This is a genomic window from Rhodococcus sp. 15-2388-1-1a, assembly GCF_002259145.1.
Classification (GTDB): domain Bacteria; phylum Actinomycetota; class Actinomycetes; order Mycobacteriales; family Mycobacteriaceae; genus Rhodococcoides.
On the sequence record NZ_NPFP01000031.1, the window covers coordinates 41942 to 67938 of the forward strand.

Below are 25997 nucleotides of genomic sequence, written 5' to 3' on the forward strand. Positions count from 1 at the left end.
CTTGTCAGCAGCCTTACAACCTGTAAGGCTATCGGTCATGGCACGTACACCGCACCCGGCCATGGCCACCGAGCACACACTCTCGCCGGACAGGCTGAGGCGACTACGCATCTGGAACCTCTCGCTGTCCGCGCTGCATGCTGTTCAGGCCATCGCCGTGCTCGTCATCGCATCCGACTTCGCCATCGATGTGACCACCGCGTACCCGGCAGGACCGCCGGGAACGGTGGTCCCGCAGGCGCAGGAAGCGTTCGCGGTTCCCATCGGCATCGCCGTCGCAGTCTTCCTCGCACTGGCGGCAGTGGATCACTTCATCACCGGGGCCCCGCTGCGAACATCATACGAACGCAACCTCTCTCGCGGTGTCAACCCGTTCCGATGGCTCGAGTACAGCGTCAGCGCCACGATCATGGTGGTCCTCATCGCCCTGTACGCCGGCATCACGCAGATCAGTGCGCTCATCGCGATCGTGGGTGCCAACGTCGCCATGATCCTGTTCGGTTGGCTCCAAGAGCGCTTCAACCCACCCGGACAGCGACCGGACCTGACCGCGTTCTGGTTCGGCTGTGTCGCCGGTGCTGCACCTTGGGTAGCGATCATCGTGAACCTCGTCGGTGCTTCGGAGGTTCCCGGGTTCGTCTACGGAATCTTCTTCTCGTTGTTCGTCTTCTTCATGAGCTTCGCGGCCAACCAATGGCTGCAGTACCGAAGAATCGGGCCGTGGAAGGACTACGCGTTCGGCGAGTTCGTCTACCTCGTGCTGAGCCTCGCCGCGAAATCCGCTCTGGCCTGGCAGATCGTTGCCGGGTCGCTCTCATGATCGGACGTGGAAGCCCACACCTGAGGTCCGTCGACGACGACGTCGTTCTGATCACGGGCGCGACGTCGGGCATCGGTGCCGGACTCGCCAGCCGGTTTCACGCGCGTGGTGCCCACGTCGTCATCACCGGTCGCGACCTCGAGAGCCTGAGCGCGATGGCCACGAAACACCCCGGCATGACACCGATCGTCATGGACGTCAGCGACCCGGAATCCGTACGCCGCGCGATGGCCGACATTGCGGCATCGATTCCGCATCTGACGACCCTGATCAACAACGCCGGAGTTCAACGCCCACTGGACTTCTCGGCACAGGAGCGGCCGGCGATTGCCGACATCGCAGACGAGATTGCCACCAATTTCACAGGACTCGTGGACGTCACCTCGGCAGCGCTGCCCCTCCTGCGCCTGGCACCTCGCGCACGGGTGGTGCACGTCGGCTCCGGTCTCGGCTTCGTTCCACTCGCCGGCGCTCCCGTGTATTCCGCGACCAAAGCAGCCGTACATTCGTTCACCGTCAGTCTCCGGCATCAACTGCGCCGAACCACCGTTCAGGTCGTCGAACTCGTCCCGCCGGTAGTCGACACACCGTTGCACCGCAGTATGAAGAGCGCGCCGCCGATGGCGATGCCGTTGGAGAAGTTCCTCGACGCGACGATGGCCGGACTCGACCGTGGCTGCGACGAGATCGCCATCGGACTGGGCCGAGTGTCCATCATCGGGTCACGGCTCGCCCCGTCGATCCTGCTCGGACTCATCAATCGAGACAGTCCACCCCGCTAGAACACCACCCACAGCAGCGACGCGAGGGCGAATATCGCCAGTCCCAGTGTCGTTTCCATGACGGTCCAGGTTTTCAGTGTCGTCTTCTCGTCCATGCCGAAGAAGCGGCTGACGAGCCAGAAGCCGGAGTCGTTGACGTGGGAGAGCACGGTGGCTCCGGCGGCCAGTGCGAACACCAACAGCGCGATCTTGAAATTGCTCAGATCGAGCTCGGCGACCTGGACCGAGATCAGCCCGGCGGTGGTGGTCAGGGCCACGGTGGCCGAACCCTGCGCGACGCGAAGGGCGGTGGCGATCAGGAAGGCCTGCAGCAGGATCGGCAGTCCGAGGCCGGACAGCGAGGAGGTGAGCGACTGCCCGATGCCGCTGGCCCGCAGCACTCCACCGAACATGCCGCCGGCACCGGTGATCAGGATGATCGAACAGATGGGTCCGAGGGCCTGATCCATGTACTTGGCACCGTCGGCGACGGGGAAGCGTCCCGGCGCGAGAATGAACAGAGCCAGCAGCAAGGTGATGAGCAGCGCGATGGGCGTCTGACCGATGAGTGTCAGCGCTGCTGCCCAGGTCTCGTCTCCGGTCAGCACTCCCGAGGTGGTCAGAGTGTTGACCACGGTGTTGAGGGAGATCAGTACGAGCGGCGTCAGCAGGATGAACAGCACCGCACCGAACTTCGGCGCAGGGTCGCGGAGGCCGGCCATCTCTTTGTCGTGTTCTTCGGAGTTGGCTGCGCCGTCGGCGAAGAGGTCGGCGGGCAAGGTGTGGAACCGCTTACCGAGCTGCGTGCCTACGAGGTACGAGCCGACGAACCAGGAGACGACGGCGACGGGAACGCCGACCAGCAGTACCGATCCGATATCGCCGCCGAGAAGTTCGGTGGCGGCGACAGGTCCGGGGTGCGGGGGAACGATCGCGTGCATCGCGGCGAATGCGCCTGCCGTCGGGAGGGCGTACAGCAGCACCGATCCACCGAATCGCTTGGCGACGGTGAAGATGATCGGCAGGAAGACGACGAGGCCGGCGTCGAAGAAGATGGGAAAGCCGAAGATGAGTGCGGCCACACCGAGGGCGAGCGGTGCACGCTTGGCACCGAATCGGTTGATCAGGGTATCGGCCAATACCTGTGCACCACCGGTGATTTCGAGCAGTCTGCCGACCATCACGCCCAACGCGACGAGTAGGGCGACCGATCCGAGTGTGGAACTGAAGCCCGAGAGCAGGGCCGACGGCACGTCTGCCAGTGGGATTCCAGCCGCGACGGCGGTGACCGCGCTGACCAGGACCAGGGAGACGAAGGCATGCAGCTTCACCTTCATGATGAGGAACAACAGAATTGCAACGGCTGCGGCGGCGATCAGCAGCAGTGCTGTCGTTCCGTATGCCGGTTCGATCGGATCCATCGGTGTACCTCGTTCGCTCGGCTCGAATTTTGACCATAACGGACAGACGGGACGTCGCGCGGGGTTACGAGCGCTGGTTGTGAGTCGGCTTCGGGCGAGTGGAGTACCGTTCGGGTATGAGTGATGGGGATCACGTATTGGGCGGGGACGGCTCCGAAGAACCGACGAAGGAGCAGCTGCGCGAGCAAGCGCAGCGGTACGCCGCGGCAGCGCGACTGAAGATGAAGGAGCGTCGGGCGAAGGCGTCCGGTGGTCTCGGAGCCGTTGTCGCCGAACGCGCAGGTGGCTGGGACCTCGACGATCAGAACACCGTGGCGATGGACCGGCAGCAGCGGCTGTGGAACGGTGTGATGGACCGCTACTTCCGAATGGAGATAGACGGGTGGGAGACCATCCCCGAGTCGCCGGTGCTGGTCGTGGGCGTGCACTCGGGTGCGCCGTTCGTGTGGGACGCGTGGACCGTCGGTGCCCAATGGTGGCGACACTTCGGCGAGAAGCGGATTCTGCACGGCACCGCGCACGACGCACTCATGGCGTTCCCGTTGATCGGCAAGGTCTTTCGATCCATGGGTGTGCTGCCCGCGGCACCGGACTCGATGTCGACGGCACTGGCCGAGGGGCGGGACGTCATCGTGTGGCCTGGCGGTGAGGTCGATTCGTTGCGGCCCTGGAGCAAGCGAGACGAGGCCACTCTCGGCGGTCGAACCGGCTTCATCAAGCTCGCCATTCGGATGGGCGTTCCCATCGTGCCGGTGGCGACGGTGGGTGGCGCCGACGCGATGCCGGTACTCATTCGCGGTGACAAGCTGTCGAAAGCGTTGAAGCTGGACAAGATTGCACGGTTGAAGGTGTTCCCGATCGCGATCTCGCTTCCGTGGATCATCGCGCCCGCCGCGCTGCCACAGATTCCCTTGCCCGCCAAGATTCGTACTCGATTCATGCCGCCCGTCGAACTGGATCACGATCCGGCCCGGTGCGAGGACGAGGCGTACGTCGCCGCCAAATACGACGAGGTGCGCGCGAGCATCCAGTCCGGGATGGACGCCCTCGCCAGTAAGCGAAAGTTCCCCGTCTTCGGCTGATTGTTCGCCGCCTCGGCAACGCGGACCGAAGCTGACCGCGATCGTTTCTAACGTCTCCGTCGTAGGGATTCACCGCTACGACGAGGGGCGTCACAGATGATCGAAACATCGGGATTGACCAAGACTTTCCGGCAAGGCAAGAAGACCGTGAATGCGGTACGCGGCATCGACCTGGCGATCGGTGAGGGAGAGTTGGTGGCTCTGCTCGGTCCGAACGGGGCAGGCAAGTCGACCACTCTGCGGATGCTGACCACCCTGCTGACACCGACGTCGGGCTCGGCCCGCATCGCCGGGTTCGACGTGGGCAAGGACCGGGATCGAGTCCGGCGGAGCCTGGGCTACGTGGGGCAGGGAAACGGTGCGGGACACAATCAACGCGTCCGTGACGAGCTCGTCGTGCAGGGCCGGTGCTACGGCATGACGCGTCAGCGATCACGCAGTCGTGCAGACGAATTGATCGAGGCACTCGAGCTCGGCGAGCTCGCTGCCCGTACGGTCTCGACTCTCTCGGGTGGGCAGCGTCGACGGCTCGACATCGCACTGGGTCTGGTGCACCGTCCGCCCCTGTTGTTTCTCGACGAGCCGACCACCGGAATGGATCCGCAGAGCCGAGCGAACCTGTGGGACCACATTCTCCGGCTCAGGCGAGAGATGGGCACCACCATCGTGCTCACCACCCACTATCTCGACGAGGCCGATTCCATGGCCGAGCGGGTGATCGTCGTCGATCGCGGCACCGTCATCGCCGATGACACCGCCAGCGCACTCAAGTCGGAACTGGCAGGCGATCTCATCGTCCTCACCGTGTCCGACGCCGCGGCGTTGGTCCCGCTGCTCGACGGTGTGGGCGGAATCAAGGACGTGACGGTGGCGGGCTCGCGTGTGAACATCAGGGTCGAGCGCGCCGAGGTGGTTCTCCCGGATCTACTGCGGCTCAGCGAGTCTCATGGAATCACGGTGCACACGGCGGACATGACGCGACCTACCCTCGACGATGTGTTCCTCGGCCTCACCGGGCGCAGTCTTCGTGAGAGCGCCGCGGCGGGCACGTCTTCCCTCGAAACCGCGGGAGAACTCCGATGAACGTACTCTCGGGAAGCGCCTTGGTGATGGGCCGCGAACTGCGGCCGATGGTCCGCGATCCGTTCACCGTCATCTTCAGTCTCGTCCAACCGCTCATTCTCCTCGCACTGTTCGGCCCACTGCTCACCGATGTTCCCGGTCTGGGGGACGGAAGTGTGTGGGACTGGTTCGTTCCCGGCGTGCTCGCCATGATCACCATCTTCGGAACGTCCATGACGGGTTCGAATCTGTTGGCCGAGTTGCAGCAGGGTTCGCACGAACGAATGTTGGTGACCCCGTTGCCGCGATCGGCGCTGCTCGTCGGGCGCGCGTTCAAGGAGATGGTGCCGCTGGCCGCACAGGCCGTCCTGATCGTCCTGGTGGCGTTGCCGCTCGGCCTGTCCGTGAATCCGATCGGTGCGGTCGTGGGGATCGTGCTGCTCGGTGTGTTCGGCGTCGGGCTCGGCGCACTGTCCTACTCATTGGCTTTGGCTGTGCGCGGACAGGATTGGGTGTTCTGGTCCATCCAGCAGACCTTGATGTTCCCGCTGCTCATCCTCTCCGGCACGATGCTGCCGCTGACGGCCGCCCCGGGGTGGATGCAGTTCCTGGTGAACATCAACCCCCTCGGATATCTCGTCGACGCCGAGCGTGCACTGTTCGCCGGCGACTTCGCGAGTTCGACGGTGATGGCAGGTGTCGTCGCAGCCGCGGCCACTGCGGCGGTCGGACTTGCCGTCGGGATCCGGGCAATGGGTTCCTCGCGGGTGTGAGGCCGGCTCGAACCGTTCGCGGTGCTCACAGCGCTGCACAACCGAGCCCACAGGCGCAGACTGGCGGTCGTCCGGACAGGGTTCACGAGGAGTGCAACGCCGATGAACAGTCGATCGACTTTGGGATGTGCGGTAATTCTCCTCGCTGTCGCGGGGTGTTCGTCCACTGGAGAGAACCCGTCCACTCCGGCTGAGCCGTCGGCCGCAGAATCGGTGGAATCCGTGGAGTCGGTCGAAGAGGATTCGGGTGGGTCGGATTTCTGCACGCTGTACGCCACACAGGTGGCGCAGGGTCTGGCCAACCTGCGGGAAGCCGAGGCCGGTGGTGTCGAAGTAGCCGAATCCATTGCCGACGATCTCGCTGCGAAGGCCCCGGTGACCCAGTCGGAGCTGCAAGCCGTCGCTCCACCGGAGCCATTGGCGTGGCTACGAGCCATGGAAGAGGCCGACGCCAAGGGTGCGGCAGGCGACTTCAGCGCGATGGATGGGGTGTTCGAGAACCTCACCCTGCTCACCGACTGGTCGATCGCGAACTGCGGCCCCGAGTACGCGCCGATCTTCACCGAATACAAGGCGATCATCGGGTAGGCGATACGAATGAGGGCTCGGCCCCGACGGCGCAGCTCGAACCATTAGGCTCGGCTCATGGATCGGCCTGCGGTAATTCTCGAAAACGATGTGACCGTGTACGACTTCTATCTGCGTCATCAGCAGAATCGTCAGGTCGCGAGGCTGGCGTATGCCGCCCTCGCCCGACGCTTCCGCCCGCGGGTGTCGTACCCCGACGGTGCCCGTGAGGAGCTGCGTCGTCTTGTCTACGACAACACGCGTCTGCTCATCGCGGTCAATCATCTGACCGAGAACGATCCGTACACGCTCGCAGCGGCGGCATGGGCGTCGCCGCTGCGTCCGGTCATCGGTCGCACCCGGGTGCTGGCCAAGGACGAGTTGTTCCAGGAACCCAAGCAGCGCAGGCGAATCGACATGATGGGCGGTATCCCTGTCTTTCGCGGCAAGAATCACGGCATGCGAGCCGTCAGCGCAGCAGGCAGCCGCATGATGGACGTCAGTGCCGAGCGAATGAAGCGGGGCGACGACCTCGCAGTGTTCCCCGAGGGCACCTGCAATCTCGAAGACCCGACGACGGTGCAGCACGTCGGCAGCGGGATCGGCCACATTGCGATGCGGGCGCGCAAGCTCGGGGTCGAACCGGTGCTGGTCTGCATCGGTCTGAGCTACGGCCCCGGTACGCCGAAGGTGAAGCAGGCGAGCGTCTACATCGACTCACCCATCACCGAACTGCCCGAGAAGCCGATCGACATCACCCGAGTAGTGGCAGAGGGAATGCAGAAGGCGCTCGACGGAGCGGTGGCTGCGTACTGACTGAGCCGCCGGGGTTGGTAGAAACAGATGACAGGTAATTCGATTCGGCGTTGTGTCAGGAGATATTCGTGAGCGATCAGATCAAGACGGCCATTGTCACCGGTAGTGCGCGTGGTATCGGCGCTGCGGTAGCGAAGCGGCTGGCCAAGGACGGTTTCGGAGTTGCGGTGGTCGACCTCGACGAGGCCGCGTGCAGCGATACCGTCGGTGCGATTCAGGCCGCAGGTGGGCAGGCAGTGGCCATCGGTGCCAACGTCGCCGACGAGGAATCCGTCCAGACCGCGGTCGATCGCATCGCCGGCGAGTTCGGTGCGCCGACCGTACTGATCAACAACGCAGGCATCACTCGCGACAACCTGCTGTTCAAGATGACCGTGCAGGACTGGGATTCCGTTCTCGGCGTGCACCTGCGCGGATCGTTCCTGATGACCCGCGCGGTCCAGAAGCACATGATCGACGCCAAGTGGGGTCGCATCGTCAACCTGTCGAGCACGTCCGCCCTCGGCAACCGTGGCCAGGCCAACTACTCCGCCGCCAAGGCCGGAATGCAGGGCTTCACCAAGACCCTTGCCATCGAACTCGGCAAGTTCGGTGTCACCGCCAACGCCATCGCCCCCGGGTTCATCGAGACGGAGATGACGGCGGCCACCGCAGAACGTGTCGGCATGCCGTTCGAGGACTTCAAAGCTGCTGCGGCGTCGCAGATTCCGGTCAATCGCGTCGGACACCCCGACGACATCGCGCACCTGGCGTCGTTCTTCGTCAGCGAGGGTGCAGGCTTCATCTCGGGTCAGGTCGTCTACGCCGCTGGTGGGCCGAAGGACTGACCTCTCCTGAACGCGTGAATGGACCATTCACAGGCCCAGACGGGTGTCAATGGTCCATTCACGCCGAACGGATACGGACTACGGCGTCGGCATTCCGCCGTTGACGTTCAGTGTGTCGCCGCTGACGTAACCCGATTCGGCCGACGACAGATAGACGTACGCACCGGCGATCTCGGCAGGCTGCCCGGCGCGTCCGAGCGGTGTTTCCTTGCCGAATTCCGGCAGTGCCGAGGTCGGCTGACCGCCGGCTGCCTGCAGCGGTGTCCAGAACGGTCCCGGCGCAACCACATTGACGCGAATACCCTTGGGTGCCAACTGCTGGGCGAGGGCCTTGCTGATGGTGTTGATGGCCATCTTCGTGGTCGCGTAATCCACCAGTCCGGGTGACGGTGTGTATGCCTGGATCGAGCTGGTGTTCACGATGGTGGAACCGGCGGGCATGTGCGGCACCGCTTCCTGGATGATCCAGAACAATGCGTAGACGTTGGTTTTGAACGTCTGATCGAATTGCTCGGACGTCAGGTCGGCCAGGTCTTCGACGAACTGCTGTTTACCGGCAACGTTGATCAGCAGGTCGAGGCCACCGAGTTCGTCGACGGCAGTGCGCACGATACCGCGCGCGGCCTGCTCGTCGGTGATATCTGCCGGTGCCAGGACTGCGGTGCGTCCGGCGTCGCGTACCAGCTGAGCAACTTCCTGAGCGTCTTTTTCTTCCGACGGCAGGTAGTTGAGCACCACGTCGGCACCCTCGCGGGCGATGGCAATGGCTGCTGCGCGACCGATTCCGGAGTCGGCACCGGTGACGAGCGCTTTGCGGCCGGTCAGGCGACCGGAACCGCGATAGCTGTTCTCGCCGTGGTCGGCGAGAGGCTGAAGATCTGCGGCCAGACCGGGCGGATCCTGGTGCTGCTCCGGGAAGCCGTCCTGACGGTACTGCGTGACGGGGTTGGTGAAGGTGTACTGATCGCTCACTGTGGAATCGACTCCGAATACGGTGAAATGCGTGAAGAACCTTTGCTTGATTCCGTGTATTTCACGCATGCCCCGATCCGGTCGGCCACAAACTGTGACCGACCGGACCGGCCTTACAGCAACTCAGGGCAGTATCGAGTCGACGTAGCCGCCGTCGACGCGTAGAGCGCCACCGGTGGTCGCAGAGGCTTGCTCGGAGCTCAGATAGACGATCATGTTGCCGATCTCCTTCGGCTCGATCAGCCGGCCGATCAACGATTGCGGACGGTTCTCCTTCATGAACTTGGCTTGAGCTTCGTCCCAGGGCAGTTCGTCGCCGACGAGCTCGGCCACGAATTTCTCGACGCCCTCGGTGTGGGTAGGTCCGACAATCACGGAATTGACCGTAACGCCAGTTCCTGCAGCGGCTTTCGCGAACCCGCGGGTCACCGCGAGTAGGGCTGTCTTCGTCATTCCGTAGTGGATCATCTCTTCGGGAATCACGACTGCGGAATCGCTGCAGATATTCTGGATTCGGCCCCAGCCCGCTTCGGTCATCGCCGGCAGATAGGTGCGGATCAGCCGGATTGCCGAGAGCACGTTCACCTCGAAATAGCGTCGCCATTCGTCGTCGTCGATGTCGAGGGCGGCTTTGGCTCCGAAGATTCCGAGATTGTTCACCAGAATATCGACCACCGGGACCGTGGCGAGCAGCGTCTCGACCCCTTCGGCCGTCGCGAGATCGGCTGCCACGACGATCACTCGTGCGCCGGGTACTTCGGTGAGCAGTTGTTCCTCGGCCGAATCCAGCGCGGATGCGCTCCGACCGTTGAGTACGACGCGCGCACCGGCGCGGGCCAATTCGGTGGCGATGGCCAATCCGATGCCCTGACTGGAGCCGGAGATCAATGCAGTTCGGCCGTCGAGATCGATGTTCATGAAGCCTCCCAGTGTTGTGGAACGACTCCAGTGTGCGCCTTTCGAAGACGTGAATGGTCCATTCACCGGCCCTGACGGGGGTGAATGGACCATTCACGCAGACTCGGGGGGGGACTGCTACGAATACGAGTAGAAACCCTTACCGGTTTTGCGGCCCAGCATTCCGGCGTCCACCATGCGCTGCAGCAGTGGCGGCGGAGCGTAGTGCGGTTCGCGGAACTCCGCGTAGAGGGACTCGGCGACCGCGAGGGTGACGTCGAGGCCGACGGTGTCGGTCAGACGCAACGGGCCCATGGGGTGTGCGCAGCCGTTGACCATGCCCTCGTCGATGTCCTCAGCGCTGGCGAAGCCGGACTCGAGCATGCGGATGGCCGAGACCATGTACGGGATGAGCAAGGCGTTGACGATGAATCCGGCGCGATCCCCGGCGCGAATCGTCTTCTTGCCCAGCGTGTTTCCGGCGTAATCCGTCACCGCTGCAACGGTCTCTTCGCTGGTGAGAAGGCTGACGACGATCTCGACCAACGGCAGCACCGGCACCGGGTTGAAGAAGTGCACTCCGACGACCTTGTCGGGACGCTTCGTCGCGTTGGCCATCTTGATGACGGGGATCGACGACGTGTTGGTGGCCAGGATTCCGTCGGGCTTGACGATGGAATCGAGCTTTCCGAACAGATCGAGCTTGAGCGATTCGATCTCCGGTGCTGCCTCCACCACGAGATCGCGGTCTGCGAAATCGTCGATGTCGAGCGTCAACGTGATTGCTGCTCGGGCCTTCTCGGCCGCGTCGGCTTCGATGCGGCCGGACTTGACGGCGCGGGCGAACGACTTGTCGAGGCGTGCCTCTGCAGCATCGGCTGTGGCCTGACTGGTTTCGAGGATCAGCACCGAACTGCCGGAGCGAGCACACATCTCGGCGATGCCTGCTCCCATGGTGCCGCCGCCGATGACGCCTACGAGGTTGATGTCGCTCATTTGAGCAGCGCCCGCGACATGACGACACGCTGAATCTGGTTGGTGCCCTCGTAGATCTGGGTGATCTTGGCGTCGCGCATCATGCGCTCGACCGGGAAGTCGGTGGTGTAGCCGGCACCGCCGAAGAGCTGCACCGCGTCGGTGGTGACCTCCATGGCCACGTCCGAGGCGAAGCACTTCGCTGCTGCCGAGATGAACCCGAGGTTCTTCTCGCCGCGCTCGGCGCGGGCTGCGGAGCTGTAGACCATCAGTCGAGCCGCTTCGACCTTCATCGCCATGTCGGCGAGCATGAACTGCACGGCCTGGAAGCTCGAGATCGCGGTGCCGAACTGCTTACGGTCCTTGGTGTATGCGATGGCTGCGTCGAGTGCGCCCTGTGCCAGGCCGACAGCCTGCGCGCCGATGGTGGGGCGCGTGTGGTCGAGTGTTTCCAGCGCGGTCTTGAAACCGGTGCCCGGGTCGCCGATGATGCGATCGCCGGGGATCTTGCAGTTCTCGAAGTAGAGCTCGGCGGTGGGTGAGCCCTTGATGCCGAGCTTCTTCTCCTTGGGGCCGACGACAAATCCCTCGTCGTCCTTGTGCACGATGAACGAGGAGATGCCGTTGGCGCCCTTGTCGGGATCGGTCACGGCCATGACGGTGTACCACTCGGACTTGCCGCCGTTGGTGATCCAACACTTGGAGCCGTTGAGGATCCAGTCGTCGCCATCGGCCTTGGCGCGGGTGCGCATGCTCGCCGCGTCGGATCCTGCTTCGCGCTCGGACAGGGCGTACGACGCCATCGCGCCACCGGCGAGAGACGGCAGAACCTGCTTCTTGAGCTCCTCGGAGCCCTTGAGGATCAGGCCCATCGTGCCGAGCTTGTTGACCGCGGGGATCAGCGAGGACGACCCGCACACGCGTGCAACCTCTTCGATGACGATGCAGGCAGCGACGGAATCGGCACCCTGGCCGTCGTACTCCTCGGGAACGTGGATGGCGTTGAAGCCCGAGGCATTCAGCGCTTTGAGCGCCTCCTCGGGGAAACGGGAGTCCTCGTCGACCTCTTTGGCGTACGGAGCGATCTCCTTCTCCGAGAGAGCCCGAATGGCCGCGCGCAGTTCGTCGTGCTCTTCGGGCGATTGATACAGATCGAAGTCGGGATTTCCGGCCATGTCGGCCACGCTCCTCGGTGTGTCGGGGGTGGCACTGCCCACAGGGGGCACTCAGTGCCAAGGATTGCCCCAGTGTACGTCCGGATTCGGACCGATTCAAGACCGGGTCTTCGGCATCCGGCACTCAGTGCCACTCGGTCCGGACACATCAGGCGGTTGTGTGATCGGCCAACGCATCGACGACTTTGGCGACGGACGTGCCCCGGGGGAACGACGCAACGACGATCTCACCGAAGAACTGCGCGCGGACCTGCGCCAGTGCCGAACGCAGATCCTCGACGGATGTCGGCAGGCCGTCGCGAATCATTCGACGAAGGATGTAGTTGTGCGTCGCAGTCACCGAAGCCGAGAACTGCAGAATCTCCAGGTGAGGGTGATCGGGCAGAACGCGCTGCAGATATTCGACGAAGAGTCGGTCGTAGCGAAACACGGTGACGATCTCCCGATCGCGCAGCGCAGGGTTGCGGTGCACCACCTGATAGCGCAGGCGCGACATCTCGATCCACTCGGAGAATCGCTCGTACACCTGCTGCGCGGCATCGCACACCGCCTGCCAGGGATCGCCCTCGTTCGATTCGAGGAAGGCGCCTGCCTGCTCGAGCAGTATTTCGTGATCGGCGAAGACGACGTCTTCCTTGGCGCGGAACTGACGAAAGAACGTCCGACGCGAGATTCCGGCGGCACCGGCGATGTCGTCCACCGTCGTCGACTCGTATCCCTTGACGGAGAACAGGTCGAGGGCCGCTGTGGCCACGGTGAGCCTGAAGTCGGTCGATTCTTCCGGGTCTCCGCGCATGGGAGTGAAGGTAGCCGAGTTTCGGGACGTGCAGGGAGGTCGTCCCGTTCCGTCCTTTGATTGCTAGTGTTCGCAAGTAGCCTGCTGCGCGGTGGTGGGTGCCACGGGAGGACTTCATGGCCACGGATTCGAGCCGGCCGCTCTACAGAATGAAAGCCGACTTCTTCAAGACGTTGGCGCATCCCGCCCGTATTCGGGTGCTGGAGTTGCTGAGCGAGCGCGAGCACGCCGTGTCCGAGATGCTGCCGGAAATCGGCATCGAGCCGGCCAATCTGTCTCAGCAGTTGTCCATCCTGCGGCGCGCCGGTCTCATCGAAGGCACCCGGGAAGGCCTGTCGGTGTCCTACACATTGACGTCGCCGAAGGTGGCCGACCTGTTGGTCGTTGCGCGGGAAATACTCACGGGAGTGGTGGCCAACCAGGCCGAGCAGCTCGAAGGCGAGTCCGGAGCGCGCGCCTGACTCGACGGTTCGGGATGGTCTGGCTCACGTCGCTGTTCACCTGATTCATTACTTGCTAAACTTAGCAAGTAGCTCGATCAGGATCGATGAGTTCTCAGAAAGCGTCACATGTCCGAACCGACGAAACCCGCCCGCAAGACCGACGCCGTGAGGGCTGTGACCGCGCTCCTGCCCAGGTGGAGCGAGTGGAAACCCGCCCTCCGCGCGCCCGGTGCGGATCTGCTGGCCGGCCTGATCGTGGCCCTGGTCGCGTTGCCTCTGGCGCTCGGCTTCGGCGTCAGTACCGGCCTGGGTGCGGCGGCCGGATTGACCACGGCGATCATCGCGGGAGTCGTGGCCGCGGTATTCGGCGGATCGCGGTTCCAGGTGTCCGGTCCGACCGGTGCCATGACGGTGGTGCTCGTGCCGATCGTCGCCGAATACGGGCCGACCGGAGTGCTCGCCGTCGGCCTGATGGCCGGGGTGATCCTGCTCGCGCTCGCCGTCGCCGGAGTCGGTCGAGCCGTCCGGTACATGCCGGCACCCGTCATCGAAGGGTTCACCGCCGGCATCGCCGTCGTCATTGCGCTGCAACAGGTTCCGTCGGCCCTGGGTATCACCGACGCCGAGGGTGACAAGGTGTGGCAGTCCGCGTTCGACGCGGTGCGCTCGTTCGTCTCGCACGCGAGCATTCTGACGCCCACCGTGGCCGTCACGGTCGCGATCGTCATGCTCGTCGGTGGCCGCCTGGCTCCGAAAGTACCGTTCTCTCTGGTTGCGGTCGCGGGAGCAACGGTGGTCACCCAACTGTTCGATCTCGACATCGCCCGGATCGGCACGATTCCGTCGTCGTTGTCCGCTCCGAGCCTGAGCTTCTTCCACCTCGGTGACGTGACGGCGTTGTTGGCACCGGCGTTCGCCGTCGCTGCGCTGGCTGCCCTGGAATCGTTGCTGTCCGCGACCGCGGCGGACTCGATGGGCGTCGGCGCGCGGCACAATCCCGACCGTGAACTGTTCGGGCAAGGGCTGGCGAACATCGCCGCGCCATTGTTCGGCGGTATCCCCGCCACCGGTGCCATCGCCCGCACTGCCGTCAACGTCAGATCCGGAGCACGCACCAGGCTCGCTGCGCTCACCCATGCCGTGATCCTCGCCGCGATCATGTATTCCGCCGCGGGTCTGGTGGCCGACATTCCACTCGCTGCCCTCGCCGGGGTGCTCCTGGCGACGACGGTGCGCATGGTCGAAACCGCGTCCATCCGAGCAATTTCCCGCGCCGGTCGTGGGGACACCGTGGTGATGTTGTCGACCTTTCTCGTCACGGTCGTTTTCGACCTGGTGACGGCGGTGGCGGTCGGTGTCGGGTTCGCTGCGGTGCTGGCACTGCGCGCCGTCGCGCGATCGGCCACCGTCGAGCAGGTGCCCCTCGATGCACTCGACGCGGTCTCGAAGGAAGAACAAGACCTGCTGCGCGAGCACATCGTCGCCTACCGGATCGACGGTGCACTGTTCTTCGGAGCCGCGCACAGCTTTCTGCTCGAGCTCGCCGACGTGTCGGACGTGAAAGTGGTGATCCTGCGCATGTCGCGGGTGACCACCATCGATGCCACCGGAGCCATCGTCCTCAAGGACACGATCACCGAACTCGAACACCGCCGCATCACCGTCCTCATCTCCGCGGCCAAACCCGAACACCTGCGTCCGTTGACGGCGCTGGGCGTGTTCACCACCAAGGACGACGAAGCGCGCCGTGTTTTCGAGACCACGCCGCAGGCCATCGCCTACGCGCGCACGCTGGTGACCGAGGCAACCGCGCCTCGCGGGTAGGGTCCAAGTCACACTTGCGTAGGAAAGGACCGGCTCATCGTGGCTCTCGTTGCAGGGATCGACTCCTCCACCCAATCGTGCAAAGTCTTCGTTCGTGACGCCGAATCGGGAGATTTGGTGCGCCAGGGGCGAGCCGCCCATCCCGACGGTACCGAGGTCGACCCACAGCGATGGAAAGACGCGCTCGACGAGGCGGTGGCAGCAGCAGGCGGACTCGACGACGTGGACGCGGTGTCGGTGGGCGCGCAGCAGCACGGCATGGTGTGCCTCGACGACGCGGGATCAGTGGTCCGTAAAGCGTTGTTGTGGAACGACACTCGGTCGGCGCAGGCCGCGACGGACTTGGTGTCGGAGTTGGGGAAGGAGACCGGCGTCGACGGCGGGCAGGCCTGGGCCGACGCCGTCGGAGTGGTTCCATTGGCCTCGATCACCGTCGCCAAGTTGCGATGGCTCGCCGACCACGAGCCGGAGAACGCCGATCGCACTGCGGCGGTGTGCCTTCCACACGATTGGCTCAGTTGGCAGCTCGGCGGGGCATCGGGGCTCGACGCTCTGGCTACCGATCGAGGCGACGCCAGTGGCACCGGGTATTTCTCCGCCGCGTCGAACGAGTATCGAACCGACCTGTTGCAGTTCGGTTTTCGTGGGCGTAACCCGCAGCTTCCGCGGGTCGCCGCACCGAACGAGACCATCGGCCGCACACCGAGCGGGGCCCTCATCGGACCGGGGACCGGAGACAATGCCGCCGCGGCCCTTGCTCTCGATGCCCAGCCCGGTGACGTGGTGGTGTCGGTGGGGACCTCCGGCGTCGTATCGGCGGTGACCTCGGTTGCGGCAGCCGACGGTTCGGGTCTCGTCGCCGGATTCGCCGACGCCACCGGCCGTCAGTTGCCGTTGGTGTGCACGCTCAACGCTGCCCGGGTGCTCGATGCCACGGCGCGTCTGCTGGGCGTCGATCATGACGAATTGTCTCGATTGGCGCTGTCGACGACCAGCGAAGGTCTGGTGTTGGTGCCGTATCTCGAAGGTGAGCGCACCCCCAACCGCCCCGATGCATCCGGTGCGATTCACGGCCTGCGACTGAACAATTCGACGCCCGGTCACCTGGCGCGAGCGGCAATCGAGGGACTGCTGTGCGGCTTGGCCGACGGCATCGATCACCTGCGTGCACAGGGGGTGGAGACGAAGCGGGTGCTGCTCATCGGCGGCGGCGCGAAATCGGCTGCGGTGCGCGAGCTGGCCCCGGCCATTCTCGGGGTCCCGGTGATCGTGCCCGAGCCGGGTGAATACGTCGCCGACGGTGCCGCGCGCCAGGCTGCATGGACGTTGGCCGGGACCGTTGAGCCGCCGACCTGGGCGCAGGCCGCGTCGAAGACATACGAGGCAGACCCGACCCCGGCGGTGCGAGAACGCTACGCCGAGGTGCGGGATCTGACCGAGGGCGCCGCCCCCAGGTGAGCGGAACCTCGTAGCAGAGGTCGAGTTCGGAGTGGAGCCTGCGGAACGACCGCAGGCTCCACGCGCACGTGCGGCGCAGCCGCTCTCACGCTCTAGGGAATCAGGCGCGCGTCTCGGTAGCGCTGAATCACCGAGGCGATGGCATCCGGCGTGGACCGGAAGCCGAGGAAGCCGGCCTTCTTGGACTTGTTCATGTCGGTCAGGCATTCCATGTCGCGGCCGAGGTCGCCGTCGGTGTGCCACCACGACGCCAGACGGGAGACATCGCTCTCCACCAGATCGTGCTTCTCCGCGATGCGCTTCCACGCGGCAGCCGCGTCGGACATGCGGGGTTCGAGGGGACGCGGTTCGGTGTCGAAGCCCTCGGGCTCGACGCCGAAGTGCGCGGCGAACTGCGGCCACAGCCAGCGCCAACGGAACACGTCACCGTTGGCGATGTTGAAGGCCTCGTTGTGCGCATTGTCATCGGTTGCGGCCCAGACCATCTGCTCGGCGAGCAGGTCGGCGTCGGTGAGGTCGGTGAGCCCGTTCCACTGGGTCTCGGAACCGGGGAAGACGAACTTCTCACCGAGTTCCTTGCAGATCGACGCGTACACGGACAGCGTCAGCATCATGTTCATCGCGTTGCCGACCGCGAAGCCGGAGATGGTGTGGGCGCGGTGCACGCTCCAACCGAATCCGAACTTCTCGGCACCGGCGAACAGTTCGTCTTCCTGCGCGTAGTAGAAGTTCGGGGTGTCGAGGCGATCCTCGGTCTCGTGGAACGGCGTCTCGGCCATCACTGACTCACCGTAGGCATCGAACGGTCCGAGGTAGTGCTTGAGGCCGGTCATCAGCGCGACGTGCTTCACCGACTCGAGGGGCCCGAGAACATTCAGCACATTGCGTAGGGTCGCCGAGTTGACCTCGATGTTCTCCTGCTCGGAGTCCTTCTTCATCCATGCGGTGAAGAACACGACCTCGGGGCGAACGTCCTTCAGAGCCTTCTCGAGCGAGGCCGGATCGAGCAGGTCCGCGGCCACCGGCACGACGCCGTCGACGGGGGTACTTCCGCTGCGACTCAGTCCGTAGGTGGTCCAGCCTGCATCGAGTGCTGCGTGGCACAGGGCCTGGCCGGAAATGCCGGTGGCACCGACGATCAGCGCGCGCGTGGTGTTCGTAGTCATCCGCACCGACTACCCACTGGAGCCGATGCAACACGTGACACGGCCCTCACATCAGAGCGAGTACCTGCTGGGCGACGAGAACGAGTGCGCCGGCTGCGGAGACACCGATCGCGGTGATGCGCAGGCGTCGACGATCGAGAACGCGATTGACCACGCGAGAGAGCAGGAAACCGAGAACTGTCGCCGGGGCCAGGAACACGAACAGCGTCGCGGTATGGGCGTCCACTGCGCCGGCCACCGCCAGTACCGCCAGCGAGATGAGTGATCCGACGAGGAAGAAGCAGCTCATGGTGCTGCGCAGTTCGGCTCCGGTGTTGCGTTGCCACACCAGGGCCATCGGCGGTCCGCCGATGGAGGTGGCCGTTCCCAGAATTCCCGACGCGGCCCCGGCCACCACCAGGTTTCGTCTGTGCGGCAACGGGACCCAACCGAAGGACGTCAGTGCGACGCCGCTCAGCACCACCAGCGCGAGCAGGATGGCCAGGCCGCGCTCGGGCAACAGCACGAGCAGCAGTGCGCCCACCGCCGATCCGGGTAGGCGACCGGCCAGCGCCCACCCCGCGCCCGAGAGGTCGAGGGCAGTGCGATCACGAACCAGGACGAGCACACTGACGACCACGGCGAGCATGATCAGCGTCGCTGGGATGAGTCCGGGGTCGACGATGGCCACGATGGGCGCGGCGAGCATGCCCATGCCGAATCCGATGGACGCCTGCATCGCCGACGCGAAGAAGATGGCAAGCGCGACGACGACGAATCCGGTGACGCTCAGGTCTGTCGCCATCACGTCCCGGCAGCGACGAGGCCGAGATTGCCTGCGGCGAGCGGATAGTGGCATTCGGCGATGTGATCGGCCTCGTCGGCGTCGAGCGCCACCGGGGGTGCCTCACTGGCGCACAGTTCGGTCGCTTTCCAGCAGCGTGTGCGGAATCGGCATCCCGACGGCGGGTTCAGCGGCGACGGTACCTCGCCCTTCAGCAGGATCTTCGTCCCGCGGTTCGACGCGTCGAGTGTGGGTGCGGCCGACATCAACGCCGCGGTGTACGGGTGCGCGGGTCGCTCGAATACTGCTTCGGTAGCACCGGATTCGACGATGCGGCCCAGGTACATCACGGCGACGCGGTCGGCGACGTGTCGGACGACCGACAGATCGTGCGAGATGAACACGTACGAGATGCCGAGTTGCTTCTGTAGGTCGTTGAGCAGGTTGAGCACCTGCGCCTGGACCGAGAGATCGAGTGCCGAGACCGGCTCGTCGCAGATGATCACGTCGGGGTTCAACGCCAGGGCCCGCGCGATGCCGAGGCGCTGGCGTTGACCGCCGGAGAACTCTTGCGGGAATCGGTTCTCGTCGCTCGGTCGTAGGCCCACCAGATGCAACAGCTCACGCACTCGTGCGGAGCGATCGCGGCGAGTCTTGTACAGGCCTTTGTGAGTTCGCCACGGCTCGCCGATGATGTCACCTGCCGTCATTCGCGAGTTCAGTGAACCGTACGGGTCCTGGAACACCATCTGTACTCGTCGACGCCACGCGAGGAGTTCCTTGCCGCGCAGGGCGAACGGATCGATGCCGTCGAAGGCCACGGTTCCAGAGTCGGGTCGTTCGAGCATCATCAGCGTGCGCGCGAGAGTGGACTTGCCGCAGCCGGATTCACCCACCAGTCCGAGGGTCTCGCCGCGTCGCAGGTCCAGGTCGATGGCGTCGAGGGCGCGGAGCTTGCCGCGGCCGACGTCGAAGGTCTTGTTCAGGCCGCGCACGGTCAACAGTTGTTCAGACATGGCTGGATACCTCGTTCGGGAAGTGGCACGCCGACATTCGGCCGTCGCCGACGGATTCGAGCGGAGGGCGTGTGCTGATGCAGATGTCGCGGGCGATGGGGCAACGGGCCTGATAGACGCACCCGTCGGGGATCGAATGGAGATCCGGCGGGGTGCCGCCGATCGACTTCAGATCCTCACCGCGGACGGCGTGTACAGGGACCGAGTCGAGCAGTCCCTTGGTGTACGGGTGGCGCGGTTCGCCGAACACCTCGGACACCGGTCCGGTCTCGACGACGTTGCCCGCGTACATGATCGCGACCCGGTCGGCTTCCTCTGCCACCAGGGCGAGATCGTGGGTGATCAGGACGACGGCCATGTCGTGCTCGGTGCGCAGTTCCTTCAGCAGAGCCATGATCTGCGCCTGCACCGTCACGTCGAGCGCAGTGGTGGGTTCGTCGGCCAGCAGTACCGACGGACTCAGGGCCACGGCCATCGCGATCAGCAGTCGCTGACGCATGCCACCGGAGAACTGGTGCGGGTAGGAGTCGGCGCGCGATTCGGGCTCGGGAATGCCGACGCGGGCCATGAGTGTGATCGCCTCGACGCGTGCCTGTTTGGCCGACATGCCCCGGTGGATCCGAAACGGTTCGGCCAGTTGCGTTCCCACGGTGTAGACGGGATTGAGTGCCGTCAGTGCATCCTGGAAGACGATGGCCAGTTCGGTGGCCGCGATGGTGCGTCGCACCTTGGTCTTGGCGGTGACCAGATCGACGTCGCCCAGCTCCACCGAGCCGCCGGTGATGTCGGCGATCGGTTCGAGCAACCCGACGACGGCCTGGGCGGTCATCGACTTACCACAGCCGGATTCACCCAACAGAGCGAGGGTTTCGCCGCGGCGTGCGGAGAAGGTGACGTTGTCGACGGCGCGAATGACGCCCGACGGTGTCCGCAGATCGACCGTCAGTCCGCGGACGTCCAGAGCGATGCTGCCGGTATCGGAACGCCGAGGTGCGGTTGCCGGTGCGCTCATGAGACGACCTTTCGTGCGGGGATCAGGCGAGACCGCTTGGAGCGGGGGACATTGAGTCGCCACCGCTGTGCCGGATCGGTGGCGATGCGGGCCCACGCGGCGAGGACAGTGGCCGAGACGGTCGTCAACACGATGGCCAGGCCGGGGAAGAAGGAGAGCCACCAGGCGGTCTGCAGGTAGGTACGGCCCTGCGAGACCATCAGGCCCCACGAGACGTCGGGTGGCTGAATGCCGATGCCCAGGAAGCTCAGTGACGATTCGGCGAGAATGACGAAGCAGAAGTCCAGGGTGGCGACGGTGAGCAGGGTCGGCAGCAGAATCGGGGCCACGTGGCGTCGGATCACCGATCCGCTCTTCGCGCCGAACGTACGGGCGGCATCCACGAACAATCGACTCTGCAGTTCGGCGGACTCGGCGCGGGCGGTACGCAGGTAGATGGGGATACGCGTGACCGTCAGGACCAGAACGATGTTCGCGGCACTGGGCGAGAAGACGTAGAGCACGACGACGGCCATCAGCAGCGACGGGAAGCTGAGGATGACATCGGCGACGCGCATCGCCGCGGTCTCGCGCCAACCGCGATGGAAGCCGGCCCACATCCCGATGAACGACCCGATGATCGCCGAGAGGATCACCGCCGGAATGGCCACCGACAGTGTGGTTCTGCTGGCCACGATCAACCGGGCCAGCATGCTGCGCCCCAGTGGATCGGTACCGAGGATGTTCATCCAGCCGGTGTCGAGGGTGAACGGCGGCAGGTTCGAGCGGTCGAGATCTTGATCGGTAGCAGCATCACCGACCAACATCGGGCCGAAGATCGCGGTGAGGAAGACCAGCACCAGAATCGCGGCGGCGACGGTGGCGACCCTGTCTCGCAGGAGCAGCTTCCACAACGGGGCCGATGCCTTGCGGGCTTCCACCGGAACCGTAGGTGGAACATCCTCGGGCTCGGACGTTTTCGGTGCTTCGAAGTCGAGTGACATGTTCTTACCTAGACCTTCACCTTGTCGCGAACCCGGGCGTCGAGCAATGCATAACAGGCATCGATGACGATGTTGAGCACGAAGATGCTCACCGCCGTCAACAGCACGGCCGCCTGCAGAACGGCGAAGTCGCGCTGCAGGATGGCGTCGATCATCAACTTTCCGATGCCGGGCCACCCGAAGATGGCCTCGACGACCACCGCGCCGTTGACGAGTCCGACCATCAGGTCGCCTGCAACCGTGAGCGCCGGTGCCGCGGCGTTGCGTAGGGCGTGGTGGGTGACGACCCGAAGATCTCCTGCCCCTTTGCTTCTCGCGAGCCGAACGTACGGTGCCGACAGTGCGGAGACCATCGCGCCACGCACCACCTGAGTCAGCACGCCGAGGGGTCGAATGAGCAGTGTGGCGATCGGCAACACCCACGAGAGCATTCCGCTGTCCACGCCCGAGGTGGGTAGCCAGCCGAACACGATGGCGAAGACGTAGACGCCCATGATGGCGAACCAGAAGTCGGGGATCGACGCGGCCGTCATCGACAACAGGCTCGAGATGCGATCGGCCAACGAGTTCGGTCGGTACGCAGCCCAGCAGCCGATGATCACGGCACCGAGGATGGCGAGGAACATCGTCGCGAAGGCGAGCTGCAGCGTTGCGGGGAAGGCGCGCAATGCCATCGCCGACGCGTCCTCACCGGTGCGGAGCGACTGCCCGAAGTCGAGTTGGACGACGCCCTTGAAGTAGTCCATCAGCTGCGTCAGCACCGGCTGATCGAAGCCGTTGGTGGCACGGAACGCCTCGCGCTGCGCTTGGGTGGCCGACTCGGGTAGGTACAGGCTGGTGGGGTCGCCGGTGAGACGAGCGAGGAAGAACACGCCCAGCAGGACGACGAACAAGGGGATCAGGCTGGTGTAGATCCGTCGGCGCAGAAATCTGAACATGTCAGGGCCTCTCGGTATCGGCGCGCGTCATCGCGGCCAGGTGCATTTCGTCGACCGTGGCCGAGTTCGGCGTGTAGTCGACCGAGGCGGCCTTGGCGAGCACCCCGTTCATGTGCGCGATGTAGGCCATCTGCATGATGTCCTTCGGTTCGTCGGCGAACACCTGGGCGTATGCGGCCTGCCTGTCTTCTCCGGTGAGGGCACCGGCGGCAGCGATCTCCTTGTCGAATTCCGCTGTGCCGTAGGCACTCTGGAATCCGTCACTGGTGAAGTACTGATCGACGGTGAAGGCGGAGTCGCCGGCCTGGTTGCCGTGCTGAATCACCAGCAGATACGGACCGACGTCCGGGAACGGACGTTCCTGGTATTCGGCGGTACCGGCGGCGTCCATCATTTCGATCTTGACGTTCATGCCGATCTTGGACAGTGAGTTCTGGATGACCTCCACTGTCTCGTTGATCTTGGGGAACTGTCCGGTGCGTCCGATCAGGCGGATCTCGGTGTCCACCGGTACCCCGTCTGCCCGTGCCTCGTCGATCAGCGTGCGGGCCTGGTCCATGTCGTATGGCCACGGCGTCAGGTCCTCGTTGTAGCCGACGACGCCCTCGGAAATCAGCTGTGCTGCAGGTGAACCGAGTCCGCGGAAGAGTGCCTTGACGACGCCGTCGCGATTGATCGCGTAGTTGATCGCCTGCCGCACCCGCATGTCGTCCAGTGGTGGCTGGGCGGCCTGGATGCGGAGCGCCGTCGTTTCGTTGTTGGGGTACGCGACCCCGAGGTCGCCTGCACCGTCCTCCGGTCCGACAGAGGTTGCGATCTCGGCCTCGCCGTTGGTCACCATCGAGGCGCGGACGCTGCCCTCGCTGCGCCACTGGTACTCGGCCCTGGCGTACTCGGGCTTCGGACCCCAGTAGGTCTCGTTGCGTACGAGCGAGAGCTTCTGGCCGTAGTCCCACCGCTCGATCGCGAACGGTCCCGTTCCGATGGGCTCGCGTACCCGCTCGGTGTAGCTGGCTGTGCGCGGGACCATCTCCACGAACGACAGGCGCAGCGGCAGAATCGGGTCGGGTTCCGGCGACTGCACGGTCAGCGTCATCGGGTCGACCGCCGTGACCACCAGATTCGCGTCGCCGAACACGTACCCCTCGACGTTGCAGCCCAGTTCCGAGTTGACCGTGCGATCGATGGAGAACGCGGCGTCCTCGGCCTCGAAGGGACTGCCGTCGCTGAACGTCACACCGGGGTGGATCGCGAACGTCCATTCGGTATCGGAGGTCTGCTTCCACGAGTCGGCGAGCTTGGGTTCGAGATCGCCGGTGCTGGGATTGCGCTCCATGAGCGGCTCGGTGATGTTCGAGCGCGTCACCACACCCACCGATGTCAGTGAGACATCGCAGGCTTCGAGGGTCGGCGGCTCCTGCGGCAGAACGATGCGGAGAGTATCTGCGCGGCTCGGTCCACCGTTGTTGGAATTGGCGACGGTGCAACCGCTCACTACAAGTGAAAATGACAGTGCGCAAACGGCTATTGCGGCGACGCGATGGGTCCGTCCCTGCTGCACGAAGAGTGCAGGGCTCATGGTGGCCTCCAGTGGGAAAAGGATCCGCGTCTGCGAGTCGCAGCCGAATCTGTGACGGTAGACACACGGTATGAGCGGGCTGTCTTCACCGTCAACCGGACGAATTGCCCTTCCCGGCCAGTTTTGTGGGTCACAGGGACAGTTTCGATGAGGCCTGAATCACATCTGCAGTGGACTGACCAGGTCGGATGTAAGGAAGACCGGACGGGTCTGCATCGGCAATGCGTCGTTCATGCCGTTTGGGTATCGGTCCATGTTATTTCCGTGTTGGACAGGTATTCGAGGAGCGGCATACCGTACAGGAAACGCGCACGTTCCACCATCTCGCGAGGAGAACAATGGTCACCGTCAGCTCGCAGAGTTCCTCTGTGTCTCAACCGGATTCGCAACAGGGCGGTCGAGTGCTCCGAGTCGGGCCGCTCAAACCGTCGCTGATGGACACCTTGGTTGCCGAGTACGACGCGCTGGAACTGCCCGAAGGCGATGGTCGTGACGAATTCCTCGATGCGCACGGCGAATCGATCACCGCAGTGGTCACCTCCGGCCGCACCGGCGTCGATGCCGCGTTGATGGAGCGATTGCCGCAGCTCGGAGCCGTGGTGAACTTCGGCGTCGGATACGACACCACCGATGTCGACGCCGCAGCAGACCGCGGCATCGCCGTGAGCAACACCCCCGACGTGTTGACCGACTGTGTGGCGGACCTCGCTGTCGGTCTGGTGATCGACACCGTGCGTGGGCTCTCGTCCGCCGAGCGTTTTGTGCGCGCCGGCCGCTGGCCTGCCGAGGGCAACACGCCACTGACGCGCCAGGTCACCGGCAAGCGCGTTGGAATCATCGGGCTCGGCCGCATCGGCTCGGCAATTGCCGATCGGCTCAACGGATTTCGCTGCGAAATCTCGTACCACAATCGAAACGCGATCGACGGCTCTCCCTACGTCTACGCGGCCAGTCCGACAGCGCTGGCGGAGAACGTCGACGTACTGATCATCGCCGCGTCCGGCGGTTCGGGAACTGCACATCTGGTGGATCGCGCGGTGCTCGAAGCGCTGGGACCGCAGGGATATCTGGTCAACGTGGCCCGCGGAAGCGTCGTCGACGAGGAAGCACTCATCGAGTTGCTCGCCGCCGGGCAGCTGGCCGGAGCCGGTCTGGACGTCTTCGCCCACGAACCGAACGTGCCCGACGCCCTGCTGGCGATGGACAACGTGGTGCTGCTGCCGCACGTGGGCAGCGCAACGGTGGAGACCCGCGCCGCGATGGAAGCGCTCACGCTCGAGAACCTCGATCGCTTTCTGTCCGACGGCACCCTCGTCACCCCGGTGACGCAGTGACCGTCGTCGTCGGCTACTCGCCGACCACCGAAGGAAAAGGCGCGCTGCCCTTCGCATTCCGCGAGGCCCACATGCGTGGAACGGATCTGATCGTCGTCGCCGAGGACAACAGCGCGTCCGACGCCGAGTTCGGTGCCGTCGTCGAATCTGCCCGCGACGAGGCGGGCGCGATCGGCGTGACGACGAAAGTCCACGACAACGAGGCCGGTCGCTCACATGCAGACAATCTGATCGACCTGTCGTTCGACGAACAGACGCAATTGGTCGTCATCGGCATCAGGCGTCGATCGCCCGTCGGAAAGTTGTTCATGGGCAGCATCTCTCAGCGCGTTCTCCTCGAGGCGCACTGCCCGGTGACGGCTGTGAAGCCGCCGGTGGGGACACCGCGGTAGTTCGGTCGGCGGCCGGCGGAGGATGTCGTCGAGGACGTTGCAGCACGCCGCCCAGAAACTCGTAGGCACGAAACTTCGGGCGGTTACGCGCTGATCCATCTCTCCAAAAATTTGGCGTAGCGGTTTCTGGAATTCAGTGGTGCTC

The 25997-nt window shown here is 64.6% G+C and carries 26 protein-coding genes; 13 read left to right on the forward strand and 13 right to left on the reverse strand.

Annotation, left to right across the window (positions count from 1 at the left end):
- Positions 1–37 precede the first annotated feature (37 nt).
- Together heR and CH302_RS17665 are read left to right on the forward strand one after the other, a co-directional pair.
- On the forward strand, positions 38–820 hold the full coding sequence (gene heR / locus CH302_RS17660; RefSeq protein WP_082323880.1) for a heliorhodopsin HeR: 783 nt from the start codon (positions 38–40) through the stop codon (positions 818–820).
- A complete protein-coding gene (locus tag CH302_RS17665; protein ID WP_052048125.1) occupies positions 817–1602 on the forward strand; it encodes an SDR family oxidoreductase in 786 nt (261 codons plus the stop codon). The genes heR and CH302_RS17665 overlap by 4 nt, the downstream gene beginning before the upstream one ends.
- Here the strand turns inward: CH302_RS17665 and CH302_RS17670 are convergent.
- Complete coding sequence (locus tag CH302_RS17670) at positions 1599–3002, reverse strand: GntP family permease (RefSeq protein WP_037196098.1); 1404 nt, start codon at positions 3000–3002, stop codon at positions 1599–1601. The two genes, CH302_RS17665 and CH302_RS17670, sit on opposite strands and share 4 nt — an antisense overlap.
- A 116-nt stretch (positions 3003–3118) precedes the next feature.
- Here CH302_RS17670 and CH302_RS17675 point away from each other — a divergent pair, with 116 nt between their 5' ends.
- The 6 genes from CH302_RS17675 to CH302_RS17700 all read left to right on the forward strand — a co-directional run bounded on the left by CH302_RS17675 (position 3119) and on the right by CH302_RS17700 (position 8129).
- Positions 3119–4084, forward strand: a complete 966-nt coding sequence (locus CH302_RS17675; RefSeq protein WP_052048124.1) for a lysophospholipid acyltransferase family protein — start codon at positions 3119–3121, stop codon at positions 4082–4084.
- A 96-nt stretch (positions 4085–4180) separates the two neighbouring features.
- Positions 4181–5167 carry an ATP-binding cassette domain-containing protein gene (locus CH302_RS17680; protein ID WP_037196094.1) on the forward strand — a complete coding sequence of 329 codons (987 nt, stop codon included), beginning with the start codon at positions 4181–4183 and terminating at the stop codon, positions 5165–5167.
- Positions 5164–5919, forward strand: coding sequence for an ABC transporter permease (locus CH302_RS17685; protein WP_037196092.1), 756 nt, complete (start codon positions 5164–5166; stop codon positions 5917–5919). The genes CH302_RS17680 and CH302_RS17685 overlap by 4 nt, the downstream gene beginning before the upstream one ends.
- A 102-nt stretch (positions 5920–6021) precedes the next feature.
- Positions 6022–6507 (forward strand): hypothetical protein, encoded by a 486-nt coding sequence (locus CH302_RS17690; protein WP_141216682.1) that lies wholly within the window; start codon positions 6022–6024, stop codon positions 6505–6507.
- Between the two features lie 57 nt (positions 6508–6564).
- Positions 6565–7302, forward strand: a complete 738-nt coding sequence (locus CH302_RS17695) for a lysophospholipid acyltransferase family protein (protein ID WP_037196088.1) — start codon at positions 6565–6567, stop codon at positions 7300–7302.
- A gap of 68 nt (positions 7303–7370) precedes the next feature.
- Positions 7371–8129 (forward strand): SDR family oxidoreductase, encoded by a 759-nt coding sequence (locus CH302_RS17700; RefSeq protein ID WP_037196086.1) that lies wholly within the window; start codon positions 7371–7373, stop codon positions 8127–8129.
- Positions 8130–8207: 78 nt separating this feature from the next.
- On the opposite strand, the gene CH302_RS17705 is transcribed toward CH302_RS17700, so the two are convergent.
- The 5 genes from CH302_RS17705 to CH302_RS17725 form a co-directional block, all read right to left on the reverse strand.
- Positions 8208–9170, reverse strand: a complete 963-nt coding sequence (locus CH302_RS17705; RefSeq protein ID WP_230596527.1) for an SDR family oxidoreductase — start codon at positions 9168–9170, stop codon at positions 8208–8210.
- A gap of 54 nt (positions 9171–9224) precedes the next feature.
- Entirely contained in the window at positions 9225–10019 is a 795-nt protein-coding gene (locus CH302_RS17710; RefSeq protein ID WP_037196083.1) for an SDR family NAD(P)-dependent oxidoreductase, read from the reverse strand.
- Between the two features lie 117 nt (positions 10020–10136).
- Complete coding sequence (locus CH302_RS17715) at positions 10137–10985, reverse strand: 3-hydroxybutyryl-CoA dehydrogenase (protein ID WP_303396309.1); 849 nt, start codon at positions 10983–10985, stop codon at positions 10137–10139.
- 5 nt (positions 10986–10990) lie between these two features.
- Positions 10991–12148: an acyl-CoA dehydrogenase gene (locus CH302_RS17720; RefSeq protein ID WP_037196251.1), complete on the reverse strand. Its 1158-nt coding sequence runs from the start codon at positions 12146–12148 to the stop codon at positions 10991–10993.
- A 148-nt stretch (positions 12149–12296) separates the two neighbouring features.
- Positions 12297–12944: a TetR family transcriptional regulator gene (locus CH302_RS17725; RefSeq protein WP_037196079.1), complete on the reverse strand. Its 648-nt coding sequence runs from the start codon at positions 12942–12944 to the stop codon at positions 12297–12299.
- A 116-nt stretch (positions 12945–13060) separates the two neighbouring features.
- On the opposite strand from CH302_RS17725, the gene CH302_RS17730 reads away from it, so the two are divergent.
- The 3 genes from CH302_RS17730 (at position 13061) to CH302_RS17740 (ending at position 16669) form a co-directional block, all read left to right on the forward strand.
- Positions 13061–13405, forward strand: a complete 345-nt coding sequence (locus CH302_RS17730) for an ArsR/SmtB family transcription factor (RefSeq protein WP_037196249.1) — start codon at positions 13061–13063, stop codon at positions 13403–13405.
- A 108-nt stretch (positions 13406–13513) separates the two neighbouring features.
- Positions 13514–15211 (forward strand): SulP family inorganic anion transporter, encoded by a 1698-nt coding sequence (locus CH302_RS17735; RefSeq protein WP_037196077.1) that lies wholly within the window; start codon positions 13514–13516, stop codon positions 15209–15211.
- A gap of 39 nt (positions 15212–15250) precedes the next feature.
- Positions 15251–16669 carry a xylulokinase gene (locus tag CH302_RS17740; protein ID WP_037196075.1) on the forward strand — a complete coding sequence of 473 codons (1419 nt, stop codon included), beginning with the start codon at positions 15251–15253 and terminating at the stop codon, positions 16667–16669.
- A gap of 92 nt (positions 16670–16761) precedes the next feature.
- Here the strand turns inward: CH302_RS17740 and CH302_RS17745 are convergent, their stop codons facing one another.
- From CH302_RS17745 to CH302_RS17775, 7 genes are read right to left on the reverse strand one after another with little or no spacing between them, the layout of a single operon-like run.
- A complete protein-coding gene (locus CH302_RS17745) occupies positions 16762–17835 on the reverse strand; it encodes an SDR family oxidoreductase (RefSeq protein ID WP_037196072.1) in 1074 nt (357 codons plus the stop codon).
- Between the two features lie 46 nt (positions 17836–17881).
- Positions 17882–18619, reverse strand: a complete 738-nt coding sequence (locus tag CH302_RS17750) for a sulfite exporter TauE/SafE family protein (protein WP_082323879.1) — start codon at positions 18617–18619, stop codon at positions 17882–17884.
- Entirely contained in the window at positions 18619–19614 is a 996-nt protein-coding gene (locus CH302_RS17755) for an ABC transporter ATP-binding protein (RefSeq protein WP_037196069.1), read from the reverse strand. Before CH302_RS17755 ends, CH302_RS17750 begins: the two co-directional genes overlap by 1 nt.
- A complete protein-coding gene (locus CH302_RS17760; protein WP_037196067.1) occupies positions 19607–20626 on the reverse strand; it encodes an ABC transporter ATP-binding protein in 1020 nt (339 codons plus the stop codon). The genes CH302_RS17755 and CH302_RS17760 overlap by 8 nt, the downstream gene beginning before the upstream one ends.
- A complete protein-coding gene (locus tag CH302_RS17765; RefSeq protein WP_037196064.1) occupies positions 20623–21609 on the reverse strand; it encodes an ABC transporter permease in 987 nt (328 codons plus the stop codon). Before CH302_RS17765 ends, CH302_RS17760 begins: the two co-directional genes overlap by 4 nt.
- An 8-nt stretch (positions 21610–21617) precedes the next feature.
- On the reverse strand, positions 21618–22547 hold the full coding sequence (locus CH302_RS17770) for an ABC transporter permease (RefSeq protein ID WP_037196062.1): 930 nt from the start codon (positions 22545–22547) through the stop codon (positions 21618–21620).
- A gap of 1 nt (position 22548) precedes the next feature.
- Entirely contained in the window at positions 22549–24126 is a 1578-nt protein-coding gene (locus CH302_RS17775; RefSeq protein WP_037196061.1) for an ABC transporter substrate-binding protein, read from the reverse strand.
- A gap of 338 nt (positions 24127–24464) precedes the next feature.
- On the opposite strand from CH302_RS17775, the gene CH302_RS17780 reads away from it, so the two are divergent.
- Both CH302_RS17780 and CH302_RS17785 read left to right on the forward strand, forming a co-directional pair.
- Positions 24465–25460: a 2-hydroxyacid dehydrogenase gene (locus tag CH302_RS17780; protein ID WP_176460728.1), complete on the forward strand. Its 996-nt coding sequence runs from the start codon at positions 24465–24467 to the stop codon at positions 25458–25460.
- Positions 25457–25852 carry a universal stress protein gene (locus CH302_RS17785; RefSeq protein WP_037196059.1) on the forward strand — a complete coding sequence of 132 codons (396 nt, stop codon included), beginning with the start codon at positions 25457–25459 and terminating at the stop codon, positions 25850–25852. The genes CH302_RS17780 and CH302_RS17785 overlap by 4 nt, the downstream gene beginning before the upstream one ends.
- Positions 25853–25997: the final 145 nt, after the last annotated feature.